The organism is Streptomyces hainanensis (assembly GCF_004348415.1).
Lineage (GTDB): Bacteria > Actinomycetota > Actinomycetes > Streptomycetales > Streptomycetaceae > Streptomyces > Streptomyces hainanensis.
In genome coordinates this window covers 1-15,098 of the sequence record NZ_SMKI01000164.1, presented here as the reverse complement: position 1 = coordinate 15,098, position 15,098 = coordinate 1, and the positions used below count along the sequence as shown (strand labels likewise).

At 73.2% G+C, this 15,098-nt stretch carries 20 protein-coding genes; 11 read left to right on the top strand and 9 right to left on the bottom strand.

From position 1 onward, the window contains the following. On the bottom strand, positions 1-1,062 hold a 1,062-nt coding region (locus E1283_RS16995), incomplete at its 3' end, for a LacI family DNA-binding transcriptional regulator (protein WP_132818902.1). 122 nt (positions 1,063-1,184) lie between these two features. Between E1283_RS16995 and E1283_RS16990 the strand changes: the two genes are divergently transcribed. Genes E1283_RS16990 through E1283_RS16980 form a run of 3 tightly spaced genes read left to right on the top strand, consistent with a single transcriptional unit; the run spans position 1,185 to position 4,354 of the window. Beyond that, positions 1,185-2,345 carry a Gfo/Idh/MocA family protein gene (locus E1283_RS16990; protein WP_132818901.1) on the top strand — a complete coding sequence of 387 codons (1,161 nt, stop codon included), beginning with the start codon at positions 1,185-1,187 and terminating at the stop codon, positions 2,343-2,345. A 12-nt stretch (positions 2,346-2,357) separates the two neighbouring features. Next, complete coding sequence (locus E1283_RS16985; protein ID WP_132818900.1) at positions 2,358-3,518, top strand: dihydrodipicolinate synthase family protein; 1,161 nt, start codon at positions 2,358-2,360, stop codon at positions 3,516-3,518. After that, entirely contained in the window at positions 3,518-4,354 is an 837-nt protein-coding gene (locus E1283_RS16980; protein ID WP_132818899.1) for a sugar phosphate isomerase/epimerase family protein, read from the top strand. Before E1283_RS16985 ends, E1283_RS16980 begins: the two co-directional genes overlap by 1 nt. Positions 4,355-4,472: 118 nt before the next feature. Here the strand turns inward: E1283_RS16980 and E1283_RS16975 are convergent, their stop codons facing one another. The 3 genes from E1283_RS16975 to E1283_RS16965 are packed head-to-tail and all read right to left on the bottom strand — an operon-like array spanning position 4,473 to position 5,889. After that, positions 4,473-4,931, bottom strand: coding sequence for a PIN domain-containing protein (locus tag E1283_RS16975; RefSeq protein WP_132818898.1), 459 nt, complete (start codon positions 4,929-4,931; stop codon positions 4,473-4,475). Further along, positions 4,924-5,214 (bottom strand): type II toxin-antitoxin system Phd/YefM family antitoxin, encoded by a 291-nt coding sequence (locus tag E1283_RS16970; protein ID WP_243744893.1) that lies wholly within the window; start codon positions 5,212-5,214, stop codon positions 4,924-4,926. The genes E1283_RS16975 and E1283_RS16970 overlap by 8 nt, the downstream gene beginning before the upstream one ends. Before the next feature lie 39 nt (positions 5,215-5,253). Continuing rightward, entirely contained in the window at positions 5,254-5,889 is a 636-nt protein-coding gene (locus tag E1283_RS16965) for an NAD(P)-dependent oxidoreductase (protein WP_132818897.1), read from the bottom strand. Positions 5,890-5,976: 87 nt separating this feature from the next. Between E1283_RS16965 and E1283_RS16960 the strand changes: the two genes are divergently transcribed. Continuing rightward, on the top strand, positions 5,977-6,552 hold the full coding sequence (locus tag E1283_RS16960; protein ID WP_132818896.1) for a TetR/AcrR family transcriptional regulator: 576 nt from the start codon (positions 5,977-5,979) through the stop codon (positions 6,550-6,552). Between the two features lie 24 nt (positions 6,553-6,576). On the opposite strand, the gene E1283_RS16955 is transcribed toward E1283_RS16960, so the two are convergent. Then, positions 6,577-7,278 (bottom strand): Crp/Fnr family transcriptional regulator, encoded by a 702-nt coding sequence (locus E1283_RS16955; RefSeq protein WP_243744892.1) that lies wholly within the window; start codon positions 7,276-7,278, stop codon positions 6,577-6,579. A 24-nt stretch (positions 7,279-7,302) separates the two neighbouring features. Between E1283_RS16955 and E1283_RS16950 the strand changes: the two genes are divergently transcribed. After that, positions 7,303-7,587 carry a YciI family protein gene (locus E1283_RS16950; protein ID WP_132818895.1) on the top strand — a complete coding sequence of 95 codons (285 nt, stop codon included), beginning with the start codon at positions 7,303-7,305 and terminating at the stop codon, positions 7,585-7,587. On the opposite strand, the gene E1283_RS16945 is transcribed toward E1283_RS16950, so the two are convergent. Beyond that, positions 7,562-7,750: a DUF397 domain-containing protein gene (locus E1283_RS16945; RefSeq protein WP_132818894.1), complete on the bottom strand. Its 189-nt coding sequence runs from the start codon at positions 7,748-7,750 to the stop codon at positions 7,562-7,564. The genes E1283_RS16950 and E1283_RS16945 overlap by 26 nt on opposite strands. Before the next feature lie 10 nt (positions 7,751-7,760). Then, entirely contained in the window at positions 7,761-8,612 is an 852-nt protein-coding gene (locus tag E1283_RS16940) for a Scr1 family TA system antitoxin-like transcriptional regulator (protein ID WP_132818893.1), read from the bottom strand. Between the two features lie 147 nt (positions 8,613-8,759). Between E1283_RS16940 and E1283_RS16935 the strand changes: the two genes are divergently transcribed. The 5 genes from E1283_RS16935 to E1283_RS16915 all read left to right on the top strand — a co-directional run bounded on the left by E1283_RS16935 (position 8,760) and on the right by E1283_RS16915 (position 12,293). Further along, positions 8,760-9,149, top strand: coding sequence for an ATP-binding protein (locus E1283_RS16935; protein ID WP_132818892.1), 390 nt, complete (start codon positions 8,760-8,762; stop codon positions 9,147-9,149). Between the two features lie 32 nt (positions 9,150-9,181). Further along, positions 9,182-9,412 carry a FitA-like ribbon-helix-helix domain-containing protein gene (locus tag E1283_RS16930; RefSeq protein WP_132818891.1) on the top strand — a complete coding sequence of 77 codons (231 nt, stop codon included), beginning with the start codon at positions 9,182-9,184 and terminating at the stop codon, positions 9,410-9,412. Beyond that, positions 9,409-9,816, top strand: coding sequence for a type II toxin-antitoxin system VapC family toxin (locus tag E1283_RS16925; protein ID WP_132818890.1), 408 nt, complete (start codon positions 9,409-9,411; stop codon positions 9,814-9,816). Before E1283_RS16930 ends, E1283_RS16925 begins: the two co-directional genes overlap by 4 nt. Positions 9,817-10,160: 344 nt before the next feature. Beyond that, positions 10,161-10,946 (top strand): ABC transporter ATP-binding protein, encoded by a 786-nt coding sequence (locus tag E1283_RS16920; RefSeq protein WP_425086187.1) that lies wholly within the window; start codon positions 10,161-10,163, stop codon positions 10,944-10,946. A gap of 9 nt (positions 10,947-10,955) precedes the next feature. Beyond that, complete coding sequence (locus E1283_RS16915; protein WP_132818888.1) at positions 10,956-12,293, top strand: FtsX-like permease family protein; 1,338 nt, start codon at positions 10,956-10,958, stop codon at positions 12,291-12,293. Between the two features lie 286 nt (positions 12,294-12,579). Here E1283_RS16915 and E1283_RS16910 read toward each other — a convergent pair whose 3' ends face one another. Continuing rightward, entirely contained in the window at positions 12,580-13,578 is a 999-nt protein-coding gene (locus E1283_RS16910) for a CapA family protein (protein WP_132818887.1), read from the bottom strand. A 49-nt stretch (positions 13,579-13,627) separates the two neighbouring features. Further along, entirely contained in the window at positions 13,628-14,428 is an 801-nt protein-coding gene (locus E1283_RS16905; protein WP_165956151.1) for a class I SAM-dependent methyltransferase, read from the bottom strand. 129 nt (positions 14,429-14,557) lie between these two features. On the opposite strand from E1283_RS16905, the gene E1283_RS16900 reads away from it, so the two are divergent. Further along, positions 14,558-15,052, top strand: coding sequence for an Lrp/AsnC family transcriptional regulator (locus tag E1283_RS16900; RefSeq protein ID WP_132818886.1), 495 nt, complete (start codon positions 14,558-14,560; stop codon positions 15,050-15,052). The last annotated feature ends 46 nt before the right edge of the window (positions 15,053-15,098 follow it).

Genomic DNA, 15,098 nt, shown 5'->3' with positions numbered 1-15,098 from the left:
CGGCGGGGCCGTGGAGGCGCGGGCCATCAGGTCGGCGTGGTAGGTGGCGACGCCGCCCGCCGGCGGCGTCTCGCGGCCGAGCGCCAACCGCCCGGCGCGGGCCGCCGCGTCGGCCAGCGGCAGCCGGACGGTCGTCAGCGCGGGCGTGGCGTCGACGGCGAACGGCAGGTCGTCGAAGCCGGTGACCGAGATGTCCTCCGGGATCCGCAGCCCACGGTCCCGCAGCGCCGCGCAGACGCCGAGCGCCACCGTGTCGTTGGCCGCCAGGATCGCCGTCAGCCGAGGCTCGCGCCGCAGCAGCTCCAACGTGCCGTCGTAGCCGGCCGCCCGGTCGTACGCGCCGTGCACCGTCAGCGTCGCCTCGCCGGCGAGGCCGGCCTCGGCCAGCGCCACGTGGTGGCCCTCCAGACGGTGCCGGGTGGTGGTGCGGGCGGCCGGCCCGGCCAGGTAGCCGAGCCGCCGGTGGCCGAGGGACAGCAGGTGCTCGGTGAGCCGCCGCGCGCCGCCGCGGTTGTCGAACGTGACGGTGAGCGCGTCGCTGCCGGGCAGCGGCGGCCGACCGCACAGCACCACCCGGGTGCCGGCGTCCGAGAGCCGCCGCAGGCGGGTGGCCAGCGCCTCGCTGTGCGCCGGGTCCTCGACGGTGCCGCCGGTGAGCACCACCGCGGCGGCGCGCTGGCGCTGAAGCAGCGTGAGGTAGGTGAGTTCGCGCTCCGGGAAGCCGCCGGTGTTGCAGATGATGGCCATCATCTGGGGGTTCCGCGGCTCCCTGCTGCCGGAACCGCCACCGTCGCTGCCCGGGCCCATCTCGGACTGGACGGCGCTCGCCATCACCGCGAAGAAGGGGTCGGCGATGTCGTTGACCAGCACCCCGACCAGGTCGGACGTCGCGGCGGCCAGTGCCGAGGCGGGGCCGTTGACGACGTACTCCAGCTCCTCGACCGCGCGCAGCACCCGGCTCCTGGTCTCGCCCGCGACCGGGTAGTTGCCGTTGAGGACGCGCGACACGGTCGCCGCGGACACCCCAGCGCGGGCCGCGACATCCGCGAGCGTTACGGACATGCTCTGCTCCCACACTTGTCCAAGCCGGTGGGGAGAGGTTAGCGTCTCCCTGGATAGAAAGCGCTTACTGAATCGGGGGCGACTCAGGGGGCGCGGAAGCAGGCCGTGTGGGAGGCAGGGGAATGACGACGCGAAAGACCGTCCGGATCGCCATGAACGGCGTCACCGGGCGGATGGGATACCGCCAGCACCTGGTCCGTTCGATCCTCGCGATCCGCGAGCAGGGCGGCCTCGACCTGGGCGACGGAACGGTGCTCTGGCCCGAGCCCGTGCTGGTCGGGCGCCGCGAGCACGCGCTGCGCGCGCTGGCCGAGCGGCACGGCCTCGACCAGGAGGCCGTGGCCACGGACCTGGACGCGGTGCTCGCCGACGACAGCATCGACATCTACTTCGACTCGCAGGTCACGCTGGCCCGCGAGGAGGCGCTGACCAGGGCGATCGCCGCCGGCAAGCACATCTACACCGAGAAGCCCACCGCCACCGGCCTCGACGGCGCGCTGCGCCTCGCCCGGCAGGCGCGGGACGCCGGCATCAAGCACGGCGTGGTGCAGGACAAGCTGTTCCTGCCGGGGCTCCGCAAGCTCAAGCGGCTGGTGGACGGCGGCTTCTTCGGCCGCATCCTGTCCATCCGCGGCGAGTTCGGCTACTGGGTCTTCGAGGGCGACTGGCAGGCCGCGCAGCGCCCCTCGTGGAACTACCGCAGCGAGGACGGCGGCGGCATCGTCGTCGACATGTTCCCGCACTGGGAGTACGTGCTGCACGACATCTTCGGCCGGGTGGAGACCGTGCAGGCGCTGGCCGCCACCCACATTCCCGAGCGCTGGGACGAGCAGGGCAAGCCCTACCAGGCCACCGCCGACGACGCGGCCTACGGGGTCTTCGAGCTGGCCGGCGGCGCCATCGCCCAGATCAACTCCTCCTGGGCGGTGCGGGTCAACCGCGACGAGCTGGTGGAGTTCCAGGTCGACGGCACGGAGGGCTCGGCCGTCGCCGGCCTCCGCAACTGCCGCGCGCAGCACCGCTCCTCGACCCCCAAGCCGGTCTGGAACCCGGACCTGCCGGCCACCGAGGTCTTCCGCGACCAGTGGCAACAGGTCCCGGACAACGAGGAGTTCGACAACGGCTTCAAGGCGCAGTGGGAGCTGTTCCTGCGCCACGTGGTGCTCGACGAGCCGTACAGCTGGGACCTGTTGGCGGGAGCCAGGGGCGTGCAGCTGGCCGAGCTCGGCCTGCGGTCGTCGGCCGAGGGCCGCCGGCTCACCGTGCCCGAGCTGAGCCTGTAGAGGGGGCGCGTCATGATCCGACTGCCCGACGAGACCGGTGCGTTGGCCGAGTACACGCCGCGCGCCGAGCCCGGCGTGTTCGATCCCGCCGGCGCGCCGCCGCTCGCCTCCCGGATCGTCTACTCGGCGGCGCACGTGGTCGCCGACCCGTTCGCCGACGTGACGCCCGAGGGACCGGCGGCCGTCGACTGGGACGCCACGCTGGCGTTCCGCCGGCACCTGTGGTCGCACGGCCTCGGCGTGGCCGAGGCGATGGACACCGCGCAGCGCGGCATGGGCCTGGACTGGGCCGGCGCCGCCGAGCTGATCCGCCGCTCGGGCGCCGAGGCGAAGGCGGTCGGCGGCCGGATCGCCTGCGGCGTCGGCACCGACCAACTGCCGGCCGGGCCGGCCACGTTGGACGTGGTGCTGGCGGCGTACGAGGAACAGCTGGCGGTGGTCGAGGAGACCGGCGCGCAGGCCATCCTGATGGCCTCCAGGGCGCTGGCCGCCACGGCCGCCGGGCCGGACGCCTACGCCGAGGTCTACGGCCGGCTGCTGCGGCAGGCCGCCGAGCCGGTGATCCTGCACTGGCTCGGCCCGATGTTCGACCCGGCGCTGTCCGGCTACTGGGGCGGCGAGGACCTGGACGCGGCCACCGACACGTTCGTCGAGATCATCGCGGCCCACCCGGACAAGGTGGACGGCGTGAAGGTCTCGCTGCTCGACGCCCAGCGCGAGATCAAGCTGCGGCGCCGACTGCCGGACGGGGTGCGCTGCTACACGGGCGACGACTTCAACTACCCCGAGCTGATCGCGGGCGACGAACAGGGCTTCAGCCACGCCCTGTTGGGCATCTTCGACCCGCTCGGGCCGCTGGCCGCGCAGGCGGTGCGGACGCTGGACACCGGCGACGGCGCGGGCTTCAGGGCCGCGCTCGACCCGACGGTGCCGCTGTCCAGGCACCTCTTCCAGGCGCCGACCCGCTACTACAAGACGGGCGTGGTGTTCCTGGCCTGGCTGGCCGGGCACCAGGAGCACTTCTCCATGGTGGGCGGACTCCAGTCGGCGCGTTCGCTGCCGCACTTCGTCACCGCCTACCGACTGGCGGACGGCCTCGGCCTGTTCCCGGACCCGGAGCTCGCCGAGTCCCGGATGCGGCGGCTGCTGGCGCTGTACGGGGTGAGCGCCTGATGTGCGACCCCGAGCTGACCGGCTTCTCGGTCAACCAGATGACCGTCAAGCAGCTGTCCCTGCCCGAACTGGTCAAGGGGCTCGTGGAGTTGGGCGTCCCGGGCATCGGCCTCTGGCGGGAGCCGGTGGCGGAGTACGGGCTGGCCGCGGCGGCCCGCCTGATCCGGGACGCGGGCCTCTCCGTCACGTCGCTGTGCCGGGGCGGCTTCTTCACGGCGATCGACCCGGCCGAGCGGGCGGCCGCCCTGGCCGACAACCGGTCGGCCATCGACGAGGCGGCCGAACTGGCCACCGACACCCTGGTGTTGGTCTCCGGTGGGCTGCCGCCCGGCAGCCGCGACCTGGTGGGCGCGCGGGAGCGGATCGCGGACGCGCTGGCCGAGCTGGCGCCGTACGCCGCCGAGCGGGGCGTCCGGCTGGCGATCGAGCCGCTGCACCCGATGTACGCGGCGGACCGCTGCGTGGTGTCGACGCTGGCCCAGGCCCTCGACCTGGCGGAGCGCTTCCCGGCCGAGCAGGTCGGGATCGTCGTCGACACCTACCACCTGTGGTGGGACGACACGGTGGCAGCCGGCATCGCCCGCGCCGGCGCCGGCGACCGCATCCACTGCTTCCAGTTCGCCGACTGGACCACGCCGCTGCCGGCGGGCGTCCTCACCGGCCGTGGCCAACTCGGCGACGGCGCCGTGGACTTCCGCTGGTTCCGCCGCGAGGTCGAGTCCGCCGGCTACGCCGGCCCGGTGGAGGTCGAGATCTTCAACGACGGGATGTGGGCGCGCGACGGCCGCGAGGTCCTGGCCGAGACCGTGGCCCGCTACCGCGAGCACACCCTGTGAGGCACCACCGCTGAGACTCCGCCCTGCCCGGGGTGACGGGACGTACACCCCCGGGCGGGGCGGACTGACGCGGGCGGGGCGGACTGACGCGGGCGCGCGGCGTCGGGCGGCGTAGCCCTCAGGCAGCGAGGTCGGCGGGCAGGAGCCGGAAGGCCGGGTGGGAGGTGAGGGGCCGCAGGACGCGGAAGTGTCGGTCGCTGGTGAACAGGTCAGCGGTCTGGAAGGTCGCCGCGAGGGCCACGTTCATCGCGTCTGCCAGCCCGACCCCTCTGCCGCCGTCGAGGTCCGCGTAGCCGCGCATGACGGCCATGGCGCTTCGCAGGTGCGGAGCCGCGTCGGGGATCTCGAAGCGCCGGGACTCGGCCTGGCGGGCGATGAACTCCAACGCGTTCAGCGCGGCGCCGGTGCCGACGCGCGAGGTAAGCAGGTAGTCCAACTCGGTGAGGACCATGGGCGAGACGACGAGATGGCCGGTGCCTGCCAGAGCCTTCCGGTGAGCCTCGTGGTGGGGGTCCTTGGGAGTGAAGAGGCGGTACAGCGCGTTGGTGTCGGCGATCGCCACCGGGATCTCAGTCATCGAGATCACCGGTGGTGCTGACGTCACCCATGCTCCGCAGCGTCAGATCGATCTCGTCGTCGTCCAGCACGGGCCCACCGAGGTCCGGCACGTCGAGATCCCCCATCGGATCGGTGCGGAACGGATACGCCGGCGGTCCGGTGACGGATCCGCGGGGCACGATGTCCCCTATGGGGACGCCGTCCTTGGTGATGGTGACAACCTCGCCGGCGATGACGCGAGCCATCACGCGTGACGTCTGTTGGTTGAGCTCCCGGAGCGGGACCTCCACTCGTTCCTTCACGAATCCACTGTACTACGCGTTCTACGTCTGGGTGGGTGATCAGTACCCGAGGCCCACGGTGTGGCCCGCGGTTTCGGGGTCGGCCAGCGCGTCGAGGATGGCGCGGGCCAGGTCGGCGCGGGCGATCGAGATGCCGCCGCGGACGTTGCGGTCCAGGTCGGTGCGGAAGGGGCGCTGCCGGCCGTTGGTCAGGCGCGGCGGCCGCATGATCGTCCAGTCGAGGCCGCTGGCGCGGACGATCTCGTCGGTGCGGGCGAAGTCCGCGAAGTTGGTGCGGAGGAACCGCCCCAGCAGCGGCTTGAAGGCGGCGCGGGTGACGGGGCCGTCGCCGGCGTCCACGACGTGACCGCTCGCGGTGACGACGACCAGCCGGCGGACGTCGGTCTTCCGCATCGCCGCGATGATCGCGCGGGCGCCGTCGGCGCAGACCGAGGGGTCGCCTCCCGACCGCCGGCCGAGCGTGGACACGGCCGCGTCCTGGCCGTCGAGCGCGGCGGCGACGGCCGCGTCGTCGGCCAGCGTCGGGGCGGTCACGACGCCGAGGCGCGGGTGGTCGGCGATCCCGAGCCTGGCCGGGTCGCGGACGACGACGGTGACATGGTGGCCGGCGTCGAGCGCCTGCCGCACGAGGTGCTGCCCGGTGCCGCCGGTGGCGCCGAAGGCGGTGATGCGCATGGTTGCCTCCCGGGGAGGGTTAGTGAACACTAGCCCCCAGGGTGGGCTAGTGTTCACTAACCTGTCAAGCGTGGGAGGGTTGGCCCCGTGAGTACGCGAGAGCGAATCCTCGACGCCGCGGCGGAGATCCTCAGAACACGGGGCGTGGCGCAGGCGACGACCAAGGAGATCGCGCGGGCGTCGAGCGTGTCCGAGCCGACGCTCTACAAGTACTTCGGCGACAAGGAGGGCCTGCTGCTCGCCGTCCTCCAGGAGCGCCTGCCCGGCCTGTCCCGGACGGCCGTCCGGCCGGGCGAGGGCGACGTCGTCGGCAACCTGACCGAGTTCGCCCACGCGCTCCTCGACTTCTACCAGCGCTCCATCCCGATGCTCGGCGCCCTCCTCGCCGACCCGCAGCGCATGGCGAGCCACCGCGACGCCATGGCCAGACACGGCGGCGGCCCCGACCGCCCGGTCACGGGGTTCGCCGACTACCTGCGGCAGGAGCAGGCGGGGGGCCGCATCGCCGAGGACGCCGACCCGGACGCCGTGGCGGCGCTGCTCGTCGGATCCTGCTTCATGGAGGCGTTCCTGCGCTGCTACGCCGAGGGTCCCGACGCGGCCCCCGCCCCCCGCTCCCGCGCCGAGTCCCTGGCCCGCGCGGTCGTCGCTCCGCTGCTCTGACGCCGCGCTGCTCCGGCGACCCGCCTATGCGCCTCTCAGCCGCAGCAACTCCGGGGCCAACACTCGCACCGCGCCCCGGCCGGCCGGGGCGATCAGGCCATCACGGCGCAGGCACGCCAGAGCGCGGTTGACGGTGATCCGACTGACGCCGAGGAGTTCGGCGAGGTCCTGCTGGGTGCCGGTGCCCGGCATCGGGATCGTGAGGTCGGACCGCCTCGCGGCCTCGGCGAGCAGCCAGGCCGCGAGGCGCGCCTCGGCCGGGAGGGTGGCCGTCGCGGCGAAGCGGGCCTGCTGCCGGCGGGCCTCGCCGGCCAGTGTGCGCAGCACATGGGCCCGCACGGTGGCGGCGTCGTCCGTCAGCGCGAGGAAACGGTCTCGCGGCAGGGCCGCGACGTCGCAGGCGGTGACGGCGGTGAGGGTGGCGGTGTGGCCGAGCCCGTCGATCACCGCGACCTTGTCGAGGGCGCGCGGCCCCGTCCACGCGCCGTGCCCGACCGTCCGCCCGGCGGCGGTGTGCCCGGTGGCGGCGACCGTGCCGCGCAGCAGGAGCAGCAGATGGGTGGCGGGCGCGCCGGCGCGCCGCAGCACCTGCCCGGCCAGGTGGCGCCGCCGCACCGTGGCGTCCCACACCTCGCGCAGCCGCCCGTCGCCGAGGCCGCTCAGCAGCGGCACCGCGGCCAGCGCCGCGTGCGGCGGCGGTGTATCGGCTGATACAGACGGGCTCACCCGACCGACCGTACCGTCACCGCCATGCTGATCGTCGAACTCCGCTTCGGACCCGAACCCGAACGCCTCGCCGCCCGCCCCGCCCACCGGGTGACCCTGACCCGACTGCACGGGGAGGGCCGGCTGTTGGCCGCCGGCCCCTACGCCGACGACAGCGGCGCGCTGCTGATCTTCCCCGTCGACCGCCCGGAGTTGGACCGGATCATGGCGGACGACCCGTACTATCGCACCCCCGGCGTGCGCGTGGTCGACGTGCGTGAGTGGACGCCGCTGGAGTTCCAGCTCACGCGTCGGTTGCCGGGCCCTTGAGGCGGTGCAGTAGCGCGCGGACCCGGGCGGGGCTCGCGGTGAGCACGGTGTCGGGGGTGTCGCTCTCCCGTATGAGAAGCCGAGCCGCCGGGGTTATGGCCAACTCGACGCAGTTTCCTTCCTCGTTGGAGTACGAGGACTTCTGCCAGGGGGAGGCGGGCATGGTTCGCCTTTCACAGCTCGTCTCGCGCGGTGCGGATGAAGTCGCGTGACTCCGATGGCGAGAGCGTGACCTCACGCATTCGCTCCAGCGTAGTCCGGTACCTGATCAGCTGTGCCTCACCGTCGAGGAACACGACGCCGTGTGGACTGTCGAGCTGCACCGTGTCCAGCTTGGGTGTTACGCCGGCCGCGAGTGTGATGGAACTGCCTGCCCCCGCGTAGCCGTCGGCGGCGAAGGGGATGGCCAGCAGCGTGATGTGGTCACGCTCGCTCTCCTCCAACAGGCGGTCGAGCTGCCGGCGTTGGACGTCCGTCCCGCCCAGACGCATGCGCAGCGCCGCTTCGTGGACGAGGAAGACACAGGGCGTGGGCTGGTCGCGCTCGAAGACCGTCTTGCGCTTCATGCGATGCGTGAGCCGCCTGAGGAGCTCGACGTCCGATCGTTGGGGGATGGCGAGGCGCAGCACCGCGCGGGCGTGCTCCTCCGTCTGCAACAGGCCCGGAATGTGCAGGTGTTCCACCACCGTCAGCTGGCGCGCGTGGTACTCCAACTCGGCCAGGTCGACCGCGCCGGCGGGCAGCACGCCCTGGTACTCCGTCCACCACCCTCGGACCCGGGTGGCGGCCATGGCGGCCAATCCTTCGACGTAGGCGGGATCGGGACAGTTGTAGTTCGCGGCGAACTGCCTGACCCGCTCCGCGCTCACGCCGAAGCGCGCGCCCTCCAGGTTCGAGATGTTGGTCCGATCGGTGCCCAACAGGGCCGCGCCGTCAGCGATGGAGAAGCCGGCGTGCTCGCGCATCCGCCGCAACTCCGTGCCGATGCGCCGCTGTCGGGCGGTGGGTGCCTTCCTGGATGCCATGCGGCTCCTTCCCCTTCCGTCTCGGCCAGCATGGACGACCCCATCAGATTGGGTCCACTTCATCACTGGAAAGAGTGAACCAAGGCTAACAAGCTGGGTCTATCCAGCTAGCCTTCTGGCGTCCAAGGGTCCGGGAGGGAAGAACCGATGATCCAACCCATTCGTTCGTACTGGCTCACCGCCCCCAACGCCGTCGACACCGCGAAGCTGGCGCGGGACCACGTCGTCCGGCTGCTCGACCACACCGGGCATGGCGCGTTGGCGGACAACGCCCAACTGTTGACCAGCGAGATCGTGACGAACGTCTTCTCGCACACGGACGTTCCGTTCGTCACCGTCGAGACCGTCATCGACGCCCGCCGCGTGCTGGTGGCCACCTACGACGAGTCCGAGCGCCACCCGATGGCCCGCCGCGCGGACGACGCGGCGTCGGCGAACGAGAACGGCCGGGGCCTGCTGCTGGTCGAACTGCTCGCCGCCGACTGGGGCGTCGCCGCCTCGCCGCTCGGGAAGCGGGTGTGGTTCGAGCTGAGCTAGCACTATGCTAGCTGCGCGATTATTCTTGTCGCATGGCTACTCTCTACGTTCGCGATCTGTCCGACGAGGCGCTTGTCGAGCTGAAGACAAGGGCCGCCAGGAACCGGCAGTCCCTCCAGGCGTACGCCCGGACCCTGCTGGAGGAAGAGGCGGCCACCCCGACCACCGAGGACGTCATCGCACGCATCAGGGATCGGGTGACCGCGCGGCTGTCGACGAGCGAGGTGCTTGCCGACATCGAGTCGGGGCGGGGGCGCGGGTGATCGTGGTGGACGCGGGTGCCGTCGTGCACCTGGTGGCGGATGCCGGTCCGGTGGGAGAGGCCGTGCGTAAGCGTGCGGAATCGGAACGCCTGGCCGCGCCCTATCTGCTGGATGTCGAGGTCGCCTCCGCGTTGCGGGGGCGCCACCGGGGCGGGAAACTCACCGACGCCGAACTCGAGGCGGCCTGGGACTCCTTCGCTCTGTTGCCCGTCAGGCGCATGGAGCACATGCCGGTGCTGCCCCGCGTGCGCGAGCTGTGGAACAACCTCTCGCCGTACGACGCGACCTATGTGGCCCTGGCCGAGGGGCTCGACGTGCCGCTCATCACGAGCGACGCCCGGATCGGCCGCGCCGGCCGGGCGCGGTGCCCCATCGAGACCTTCACCGAGTCGCATCACGTCTGAGCCAGGAGGTCCCTGATGGAGGACTGTCCGCTCTGTGGCGGCCGTCGCGAAGCCGATGCCGAGAGCGGCTGGATCCTGTGCTTCGGCTGCGGGCAGTTCTTCGCTCCGTCGCCGGATAGGCGGTGCCCTGGGCTGGAGCAGTGGCGTAACCGGGCGTTGCAGCGGCCGTACGAGCCGCGTCGTCACCCATAGCCGGCCTCCGCTGGGGGCTCAGGCGGCGTAGGGGGGTGGTGTCAGGTACACCCCGAACCCGGGTCGTGGGCCCAATGTGGCGGCGGCGGGCCGTCCGTAGCTTCGTAGGTGCGGCGCCGGGGGCGTCGAAAGCGGAGCACAGCGGGAAAGGGATGGCGATGTTTCGTCGGAGTGGCGGGCCGGGGCAGGCGCGGAGCGCGGAGGCGTTGCGGCTGGTCGGGGTGAGCAAGGTGTACGGGGACGCGGAGAGCGCCGTCACGGCGTTGGACAACGTGTCGTTGAGCCTGCCGACCGGTAGCTTCACGGCGGTGATGGGGCCCTCGGGGTCGGGGAAGTCGACGCTGTTGCAGTGCGCGGCCGGGCTCGACCGGCCCGACCGGGGCGTGGTCGTGGTGGACGGGGCCGAGCTGGCCGGCGGCACCGAGGCCGAGTTGACGAAGTTCCGGCGGAACCGGATCGGCTTCGTCTTCCAGTCGTACAACCTGCTGCCGACCCTCACCGTGCTGCAGAACACCACGCTGCCGCTGCGGTTGGCCGGCCGCCGGGTCAGTCGGGAGCGTGCCCGCACGATCCTCGCCCAGGTGGGCCTCGCGGACCGGCTCGGCCACTTCCCCGACCAGCTCTCCGGCGGGCAGCGGCAGCGGGTCGCCATCGCGCGGGCGCTGGTCGCCGAGCCCGCCGTGATCTTCGCGGACGAGCCCACCGGCGCGCTCGACACCCGTAGCGCCCGCGAGGTACTGGAACTGCTGCGCGAGGTGGTCTCGGCCCACGGCCGCACCGTGGTGATGGTCACGCACGACCCGGTCGCCGCCTCCCACGCCGACTCGGTGGTGTTCCTGGCCGACGGCCGGCTGGCCGGCTCGATGACCGAGCCCACCGCGGACGCGGTGGCGGAGCGCCTCGCGCACCTGGGCGACGTCGTGGCGGCGGGGGTCTGAGCCGTGATCATGCTCCAGTTGGCCATCCGCTCGGTCAGGAAGCGCCCGGGGCGCTTCGTCGGCACCCTGCTCGCCACGTTCCTCGGCGCCGCGATCAGCATGGCGTTCAACTCCCTGCACGACACGGCGGGCGCCGCCGGGATCGACGACACCAGCGCCGAGACGCTGGGTCTGAGCGCCGGCGTGGTCGGCGGGTACGGCACGCTGCTGGTGTTCTTCGCCGTGGCCTCCACGCTCACGGTGAACGTGCGGCAGCGTGCCTCCGAGATCACCCTGCTGCGCCAGTCCGGGGCCACCCCGGCCCAGGTCAAGCGGATGATCATGGGCGAGGCGGTCCTGGTGGCGGTGCTCGGCACCGCGCTGGCCATCGGCCCGGCGATGCTCGGCGGCCGGCTGCTCCTCGACATGTTCCAGGAGACGGACCAGGTCGCCCCGGGCGTCGACCACGTCTTCGGCCCGATCGCCCTCTCGGCGGGCTTCGGCGTCACCCTGCTGGCCTCGGCCGGCGCCGCGTTCCTCGCGGTGCGGCGGGCCACCAGGACGGCGGCCGGCGCCCGGGCGCCGCGGGCGCGGCTGCGTACCGCCGGTGGCGTCCTGGCCCTGCTCGGCGGGGCCGGCGGCGTGGCCGCCACCTACGCCATCGACCCGGCCGAGCCGGGCCTGATGGCGGCCCCCGCCTACGGCGCGATCCTGCTGTCCGTCGGGTTCGCGACGCTCTCCGGCGGTCTGCTGCGGACACTGCTCCGGCTCTTCGGCCGCCCCATCGCGGCGCTCACCGGCGCCGGCGGCTACCTCGCCGTGCACAACACCAGGCGGCGCGCGGCGAGTCTGGCCGGCGTGCTGATGACGCTCGTCCTCTTCACCGGGATCACGATCGCCACGATCTGCATCCAGGTCGTCGAGAGCGACGCGATCGAGGCCGCCGGAGTCGGCAAGTCCGTCGAGGACAAGAACGTGGAGACGCTGAACCTGGTGGTCGTCGGCATCATCGCCGCCTTCTGCTGCGTGATGCTCGTCAACAGCCTCTACGCGGCGACCTCCTACCGGCGCCACGAGTTCGGCGGCCAGCGGCTGGCGGGTGCCACCCCGCGGCAGGTGCTGACGATGGTGGCCACCGAGAGCGGGCTGCTCGCCGTGATCGGGCTGTTCTTCGGCACCGTGGCCGGTCTCGCGGGGGCCCTCGCCTTCGCCGACGTCAGGCTGGAGGCCGGGCTGCCGGGGGAGACGGTCCTGATCTGGCTCGGCACGGCCGCGATCGCGGTCACGGCGACGATGGCCACCAGCCTGCTCACCGCCCGCCGGGCGCTGCGCACCCCGGCCATCCAGGCCGTGGCGGTGGCGGCGTAGCCGCCGAGACGCGGCGCTGGCTGGGCCGCGACGGCACTGCGCAGGCCCGGCCGGAGGCCGGGACCGCGTCGTCGCCCGCCGAGGGTAGACCAGAGGCACGGGGTCGGCCCTGCGGCTCCGCCGGACGGTTCACGCGGGCCTCAGCTTGGTGGCGCCCCAAAGGGGCGCGGGGAACTGCGCGATCAGCCACGATGGCGCCATCTGAAGGATCGCCGGTCGCACCGCCTCCTCCGCAGCGCTCAGCGTGGCCCGGCGGAGACCACTCTCGCCCCACGGGACTGCCGGCTCAGTCCGCCGGTGGCCAGTCCCACACCAGCCGATCCCCTGACCGCCGGGGGCCTGCGGCGCCGAGGCGGGCGCAGGCCGCCGTCAGCCGGTCCGTCACCCATGTGTGTGCGAGCCCGGCGGCAAGCCGCACGTGGGCGTGGTCGAGGGCGACCGGCAGCGCCTCGGTGCGGCGCGGCCCCTCGGCGTCCAGGGTGGTGAGGACGACGACGCCGCGGTCGTTGCGCAGCACCGGGTCGACGGCGTAGTCGTCGATGAAGTCGCCCAGGTCGTGGAGCACCCGGCGGGTCAGCCCGTGGAAGACGTGCGCGGAGCTGCCGACGATCAACGAGGCCCCGGCCGCGAGCAGTTCGGGCGCGACGCGGCGGACGTGCGGCACCGGCTCCGCCACCATGTTGGGGCCCCAGTGCGTGAACAGCAGCACCACGTCGACCCGTTGGCGCAGCGAGGCCAGCGCGTCGGTCAGCCAGTCGGGGACGCCGGCGGTCAGGTCGGCGTGGGCGACGCCGGGGCGGTCGGGGCCCGCCGCGTACTCGGCGGGGTGGTCGGTGACGCCGAGCAGCCCGAGCCGCAGCCCGCCCACCGTCAGCGTGGCCGGCGCGCGGGCCGCCGTCGCGTCGGGGCCGGCGCCCACCGTCAGGATTCCGGCCGCAGCCAGGTGGTCGAGGGTGTCGAGCAGGGCCTCGGGCCCGTAGTCGAGCGCGTGGTTGTTGGCCAGCGTCACCGCCCGCACGCCGAGCCCGGCGAGGGCCTCGGCGGCCTCGGGCGGGGCGCGGAAGAAGAAGGGCTTGCCGGGGATCGGGATCCGGCTGCCCCGGTCCGAGACGCAGCACTCCAGGTTGAGGAACACGGCGTCGGCCGCGGCCAGTTCGGCCCGGAGCCCGTCGGAGAACAGCGCGCCCGTCCCGTGGCGGCCGATCTCCTCGGCCACGCCACGGCCCAGCATGGTGTCCCCGGCCAGCGCCAGCCGCGCCGTCGCACCGGTCGGCCGTTCGGTCATCGTCCCTCAAGCCTGGCATCGGGGACGTCGCCCGGCCAGCCGGCCAGGTTCAGCGTTCCAGGACGACGGTGCGCATCCCGCCGGCCAGGACCGGCGCGTCGTGCACCACCCGCAGGCCGGCGGTGCGGCACTGGTCGAGGACCCAGGCGTGGGCGAGGCGCAGCTTCCGGTAGCTGCCGGTGTGCAGCGTCCAGGCGCCGTCGGGGCCGCGGCGGTGCACCAGGTCGTGGACCACGACCGTGTAGTCGTCGAAGTCGTCCGGGTACTCCAGGAAGCACGTCATGATCCGGTTCTCGGTGGCCCGCACCGGGAGGAACCGGTCGGTGCCGGTGAGCGGCACGGTCAGGTCGCGGTAGGCGAGCACGGCCCGGCCGCCGGGGGCCAGGGCGTGGGATATCTCGCCGAGCAGCGCGGCCACGTCCCCGCGGGTCGGCAGGTGGGTCAGCGTGTCGCCGAGGCAGACGACGACGCCGGCGGAACCGGGCCTGACCAGCGCGGGCAGCGCCCCGCGCAGGTCGGACCTGACGGTCCTGACCGCCGGCTCCCCGCCCGCCTGCGCCGCCAGCTCGGCGAGCAGCGGCGCGCTCAGGTCCACGGCGAACACCGGGTCGAAGCCGAGCCCGGCCAGGGCCAGGCTGCTGTGGCCGGGCCCGCACCCCAGGTCCACGGCCGTGGTGCCGCTCGGGCCCGGCGCGACCCCGAGGTCGGCGAGGAACGCCCGCTGGGCGGTGGCCAGCGCCGCCGGGTCGCCGCCGAGCATCCAGGTGTAGTGCTCGGCGAGCAGCCGGTCGTAGTGGTCCATCGCCGGCGGGTGGGCGGGGGACGACTGGGAGGGGACGGCGAGCGTCATAGTGGCGCCCTTTCTCTCCGGGGTCCGGCCACTCCGGGATCCGGTGGGCCGGCAGTGAACCTAGTCCGGGATGCGGGCCGGATGGCCGCTCGCCGAACGACGTTCGGTCACGGCGGCAGAATGGCGGCCATGGACGACATTGATTCGGCGATCCTCACCCATCTCCAGCGCGACGGACGGCTGACCAACCGCGAGCTGGCGCGCCTGGTGGGCGTCGCGCCGTCCACCTGCCTGGAGCGGGTGCGGGCGCTGCGGTCCCGTGGCGTCATCACCGGCTACCACGCGGCGGTGGAGCCGCGCGCCCTCGGCCGGTCGCTCCAGGCGCTGGTCTTCGCGCGGCTGCGGCCGTTGAGCCGGGAGGTGATCACCGGCTTCGAGAGCTATCTGTCCCGGCTGCCCGAGGTGCTCTCGGTGTACGTGGTCTCGGGCGACGACGACTTCGTGGTGCACGTGGCGGTGCCGGACATCGAGCACCTGCACGCGTTCCTGATGGACCGGTTCAGCGCGCGTCGCGAGGTGGTCGGCTTCCGCAGCTCGATGATCTACCGCGAGACGGCCGGCACCCGGGTGTTGGCGCCGCTGCCGGCCAGGGGCGCGCCCGAGGATCCCAAGTCCCTGGTGTAGCCGGGGAGTCGGGCCCGGACAGGGGAGAGCCGCCCGGGGCGGGGAG

Coding starts and splice junctions, on each gene's coding strand:
- E1283_RS16910 (WP_132818887.1), bottom strand. CDS start 13,578: ATGACCGAACGGCCGACCGGTGCGACGGCGCGGCTGGCGCTGGCCGGG.
- E1283_RS16930 (WP_132818891.1), top strand. CDS start 9,182: ATGGCTACTCTCTACGTTCGCGATCTGTCCGACGAGGCGCTTGTCGAG.
- E1283_RS16980 (WP_132818899.1), top strand. CDS start 3,518: ATGTGCGACCCCGAGCTGACCGGCTTCTCGGTCAACCAGATGACCGTC.
- E1283_RS16935 (WP_132818892.1), top strand. CDS start 8,760: ATGATCCAACCCATTCGTTCGTACTGGCTCACCGCCCCCAACGCCGTC.
- E1283_RS16920 (WP_425086187.1), top strand. CDS start 10,161: ATGGCGATGTTTCGTCGGAGTGGCGGGCCGGGGCAGGCGCGGAGCGCG.
- E1283_RS16905 (WP_165956151.1), bottom strand. CDS start 14,428: ATGACGCTCGCCGTCCCCTCCCAGTCGTCCCCCGCCCACCCGCCGGCG.
- E1283_RS16990 (WP_132818901.1), top strand. CDS start 1,185: ATGACGACGCGAAAGACCGTCCGGATCGCCATGAACGGCGTCACCGGG.
- E1283_RS16975 (WP_132818898.1), bottom strand. CDS start 4,931: ATGACTGAGATCCCGGTGGCGATCGCCGACACCAACGCGCTGTACCGC.
- E1283_RS16965 (WP_132818897.1), bottom strand. CDS start 5,889: ATGCGCATCACCGCCTTCGGCGCCACCGGCGGCACCGGGCAGCACCTC.
- E1283_RS16950 (WP_132818895.1), top strand. CDS start 7,303: ATGCTGATCGTCGAACTCCGCTTCGGACCCGAACCCGAACGCCTCGCC.
- E1283_RS16940 (WP_132818893.1), bottom strand. CDS start 8,612: ATGGCATCCAGGAAGGCACCCACCGCCCGACAGCGGCGCATCGGCACG.
- E1283_RS16915 (WP_132818888.1), top strand. CDS start 10,956: ATGCTCCAGTTGGCCATCCGCTCGGTCAGGAAGCGCCCGGGGCGCTTC.
- E1283_RS16945 (WP_132818894.1), bottom strand. CDS start 7,750: ATGCCCGCCTCCCCCTGGCAGAAGTCCTCGTACTCCAACGAGGAAGGA.
- E1283_RS16985 (WP_132818900.1), top strand. CDS start 2,358: ATGATCCGACTGCCCGACGAGACCGGTGCGTTGGCCGAGTACACGCCG.
- E1283_RS16900 (WP_132818886.1), top strand. CDS start 14,558: ATGGACGACATTGATTCGGCGATCCTCACCCATCTCCAGCGCGACGGA.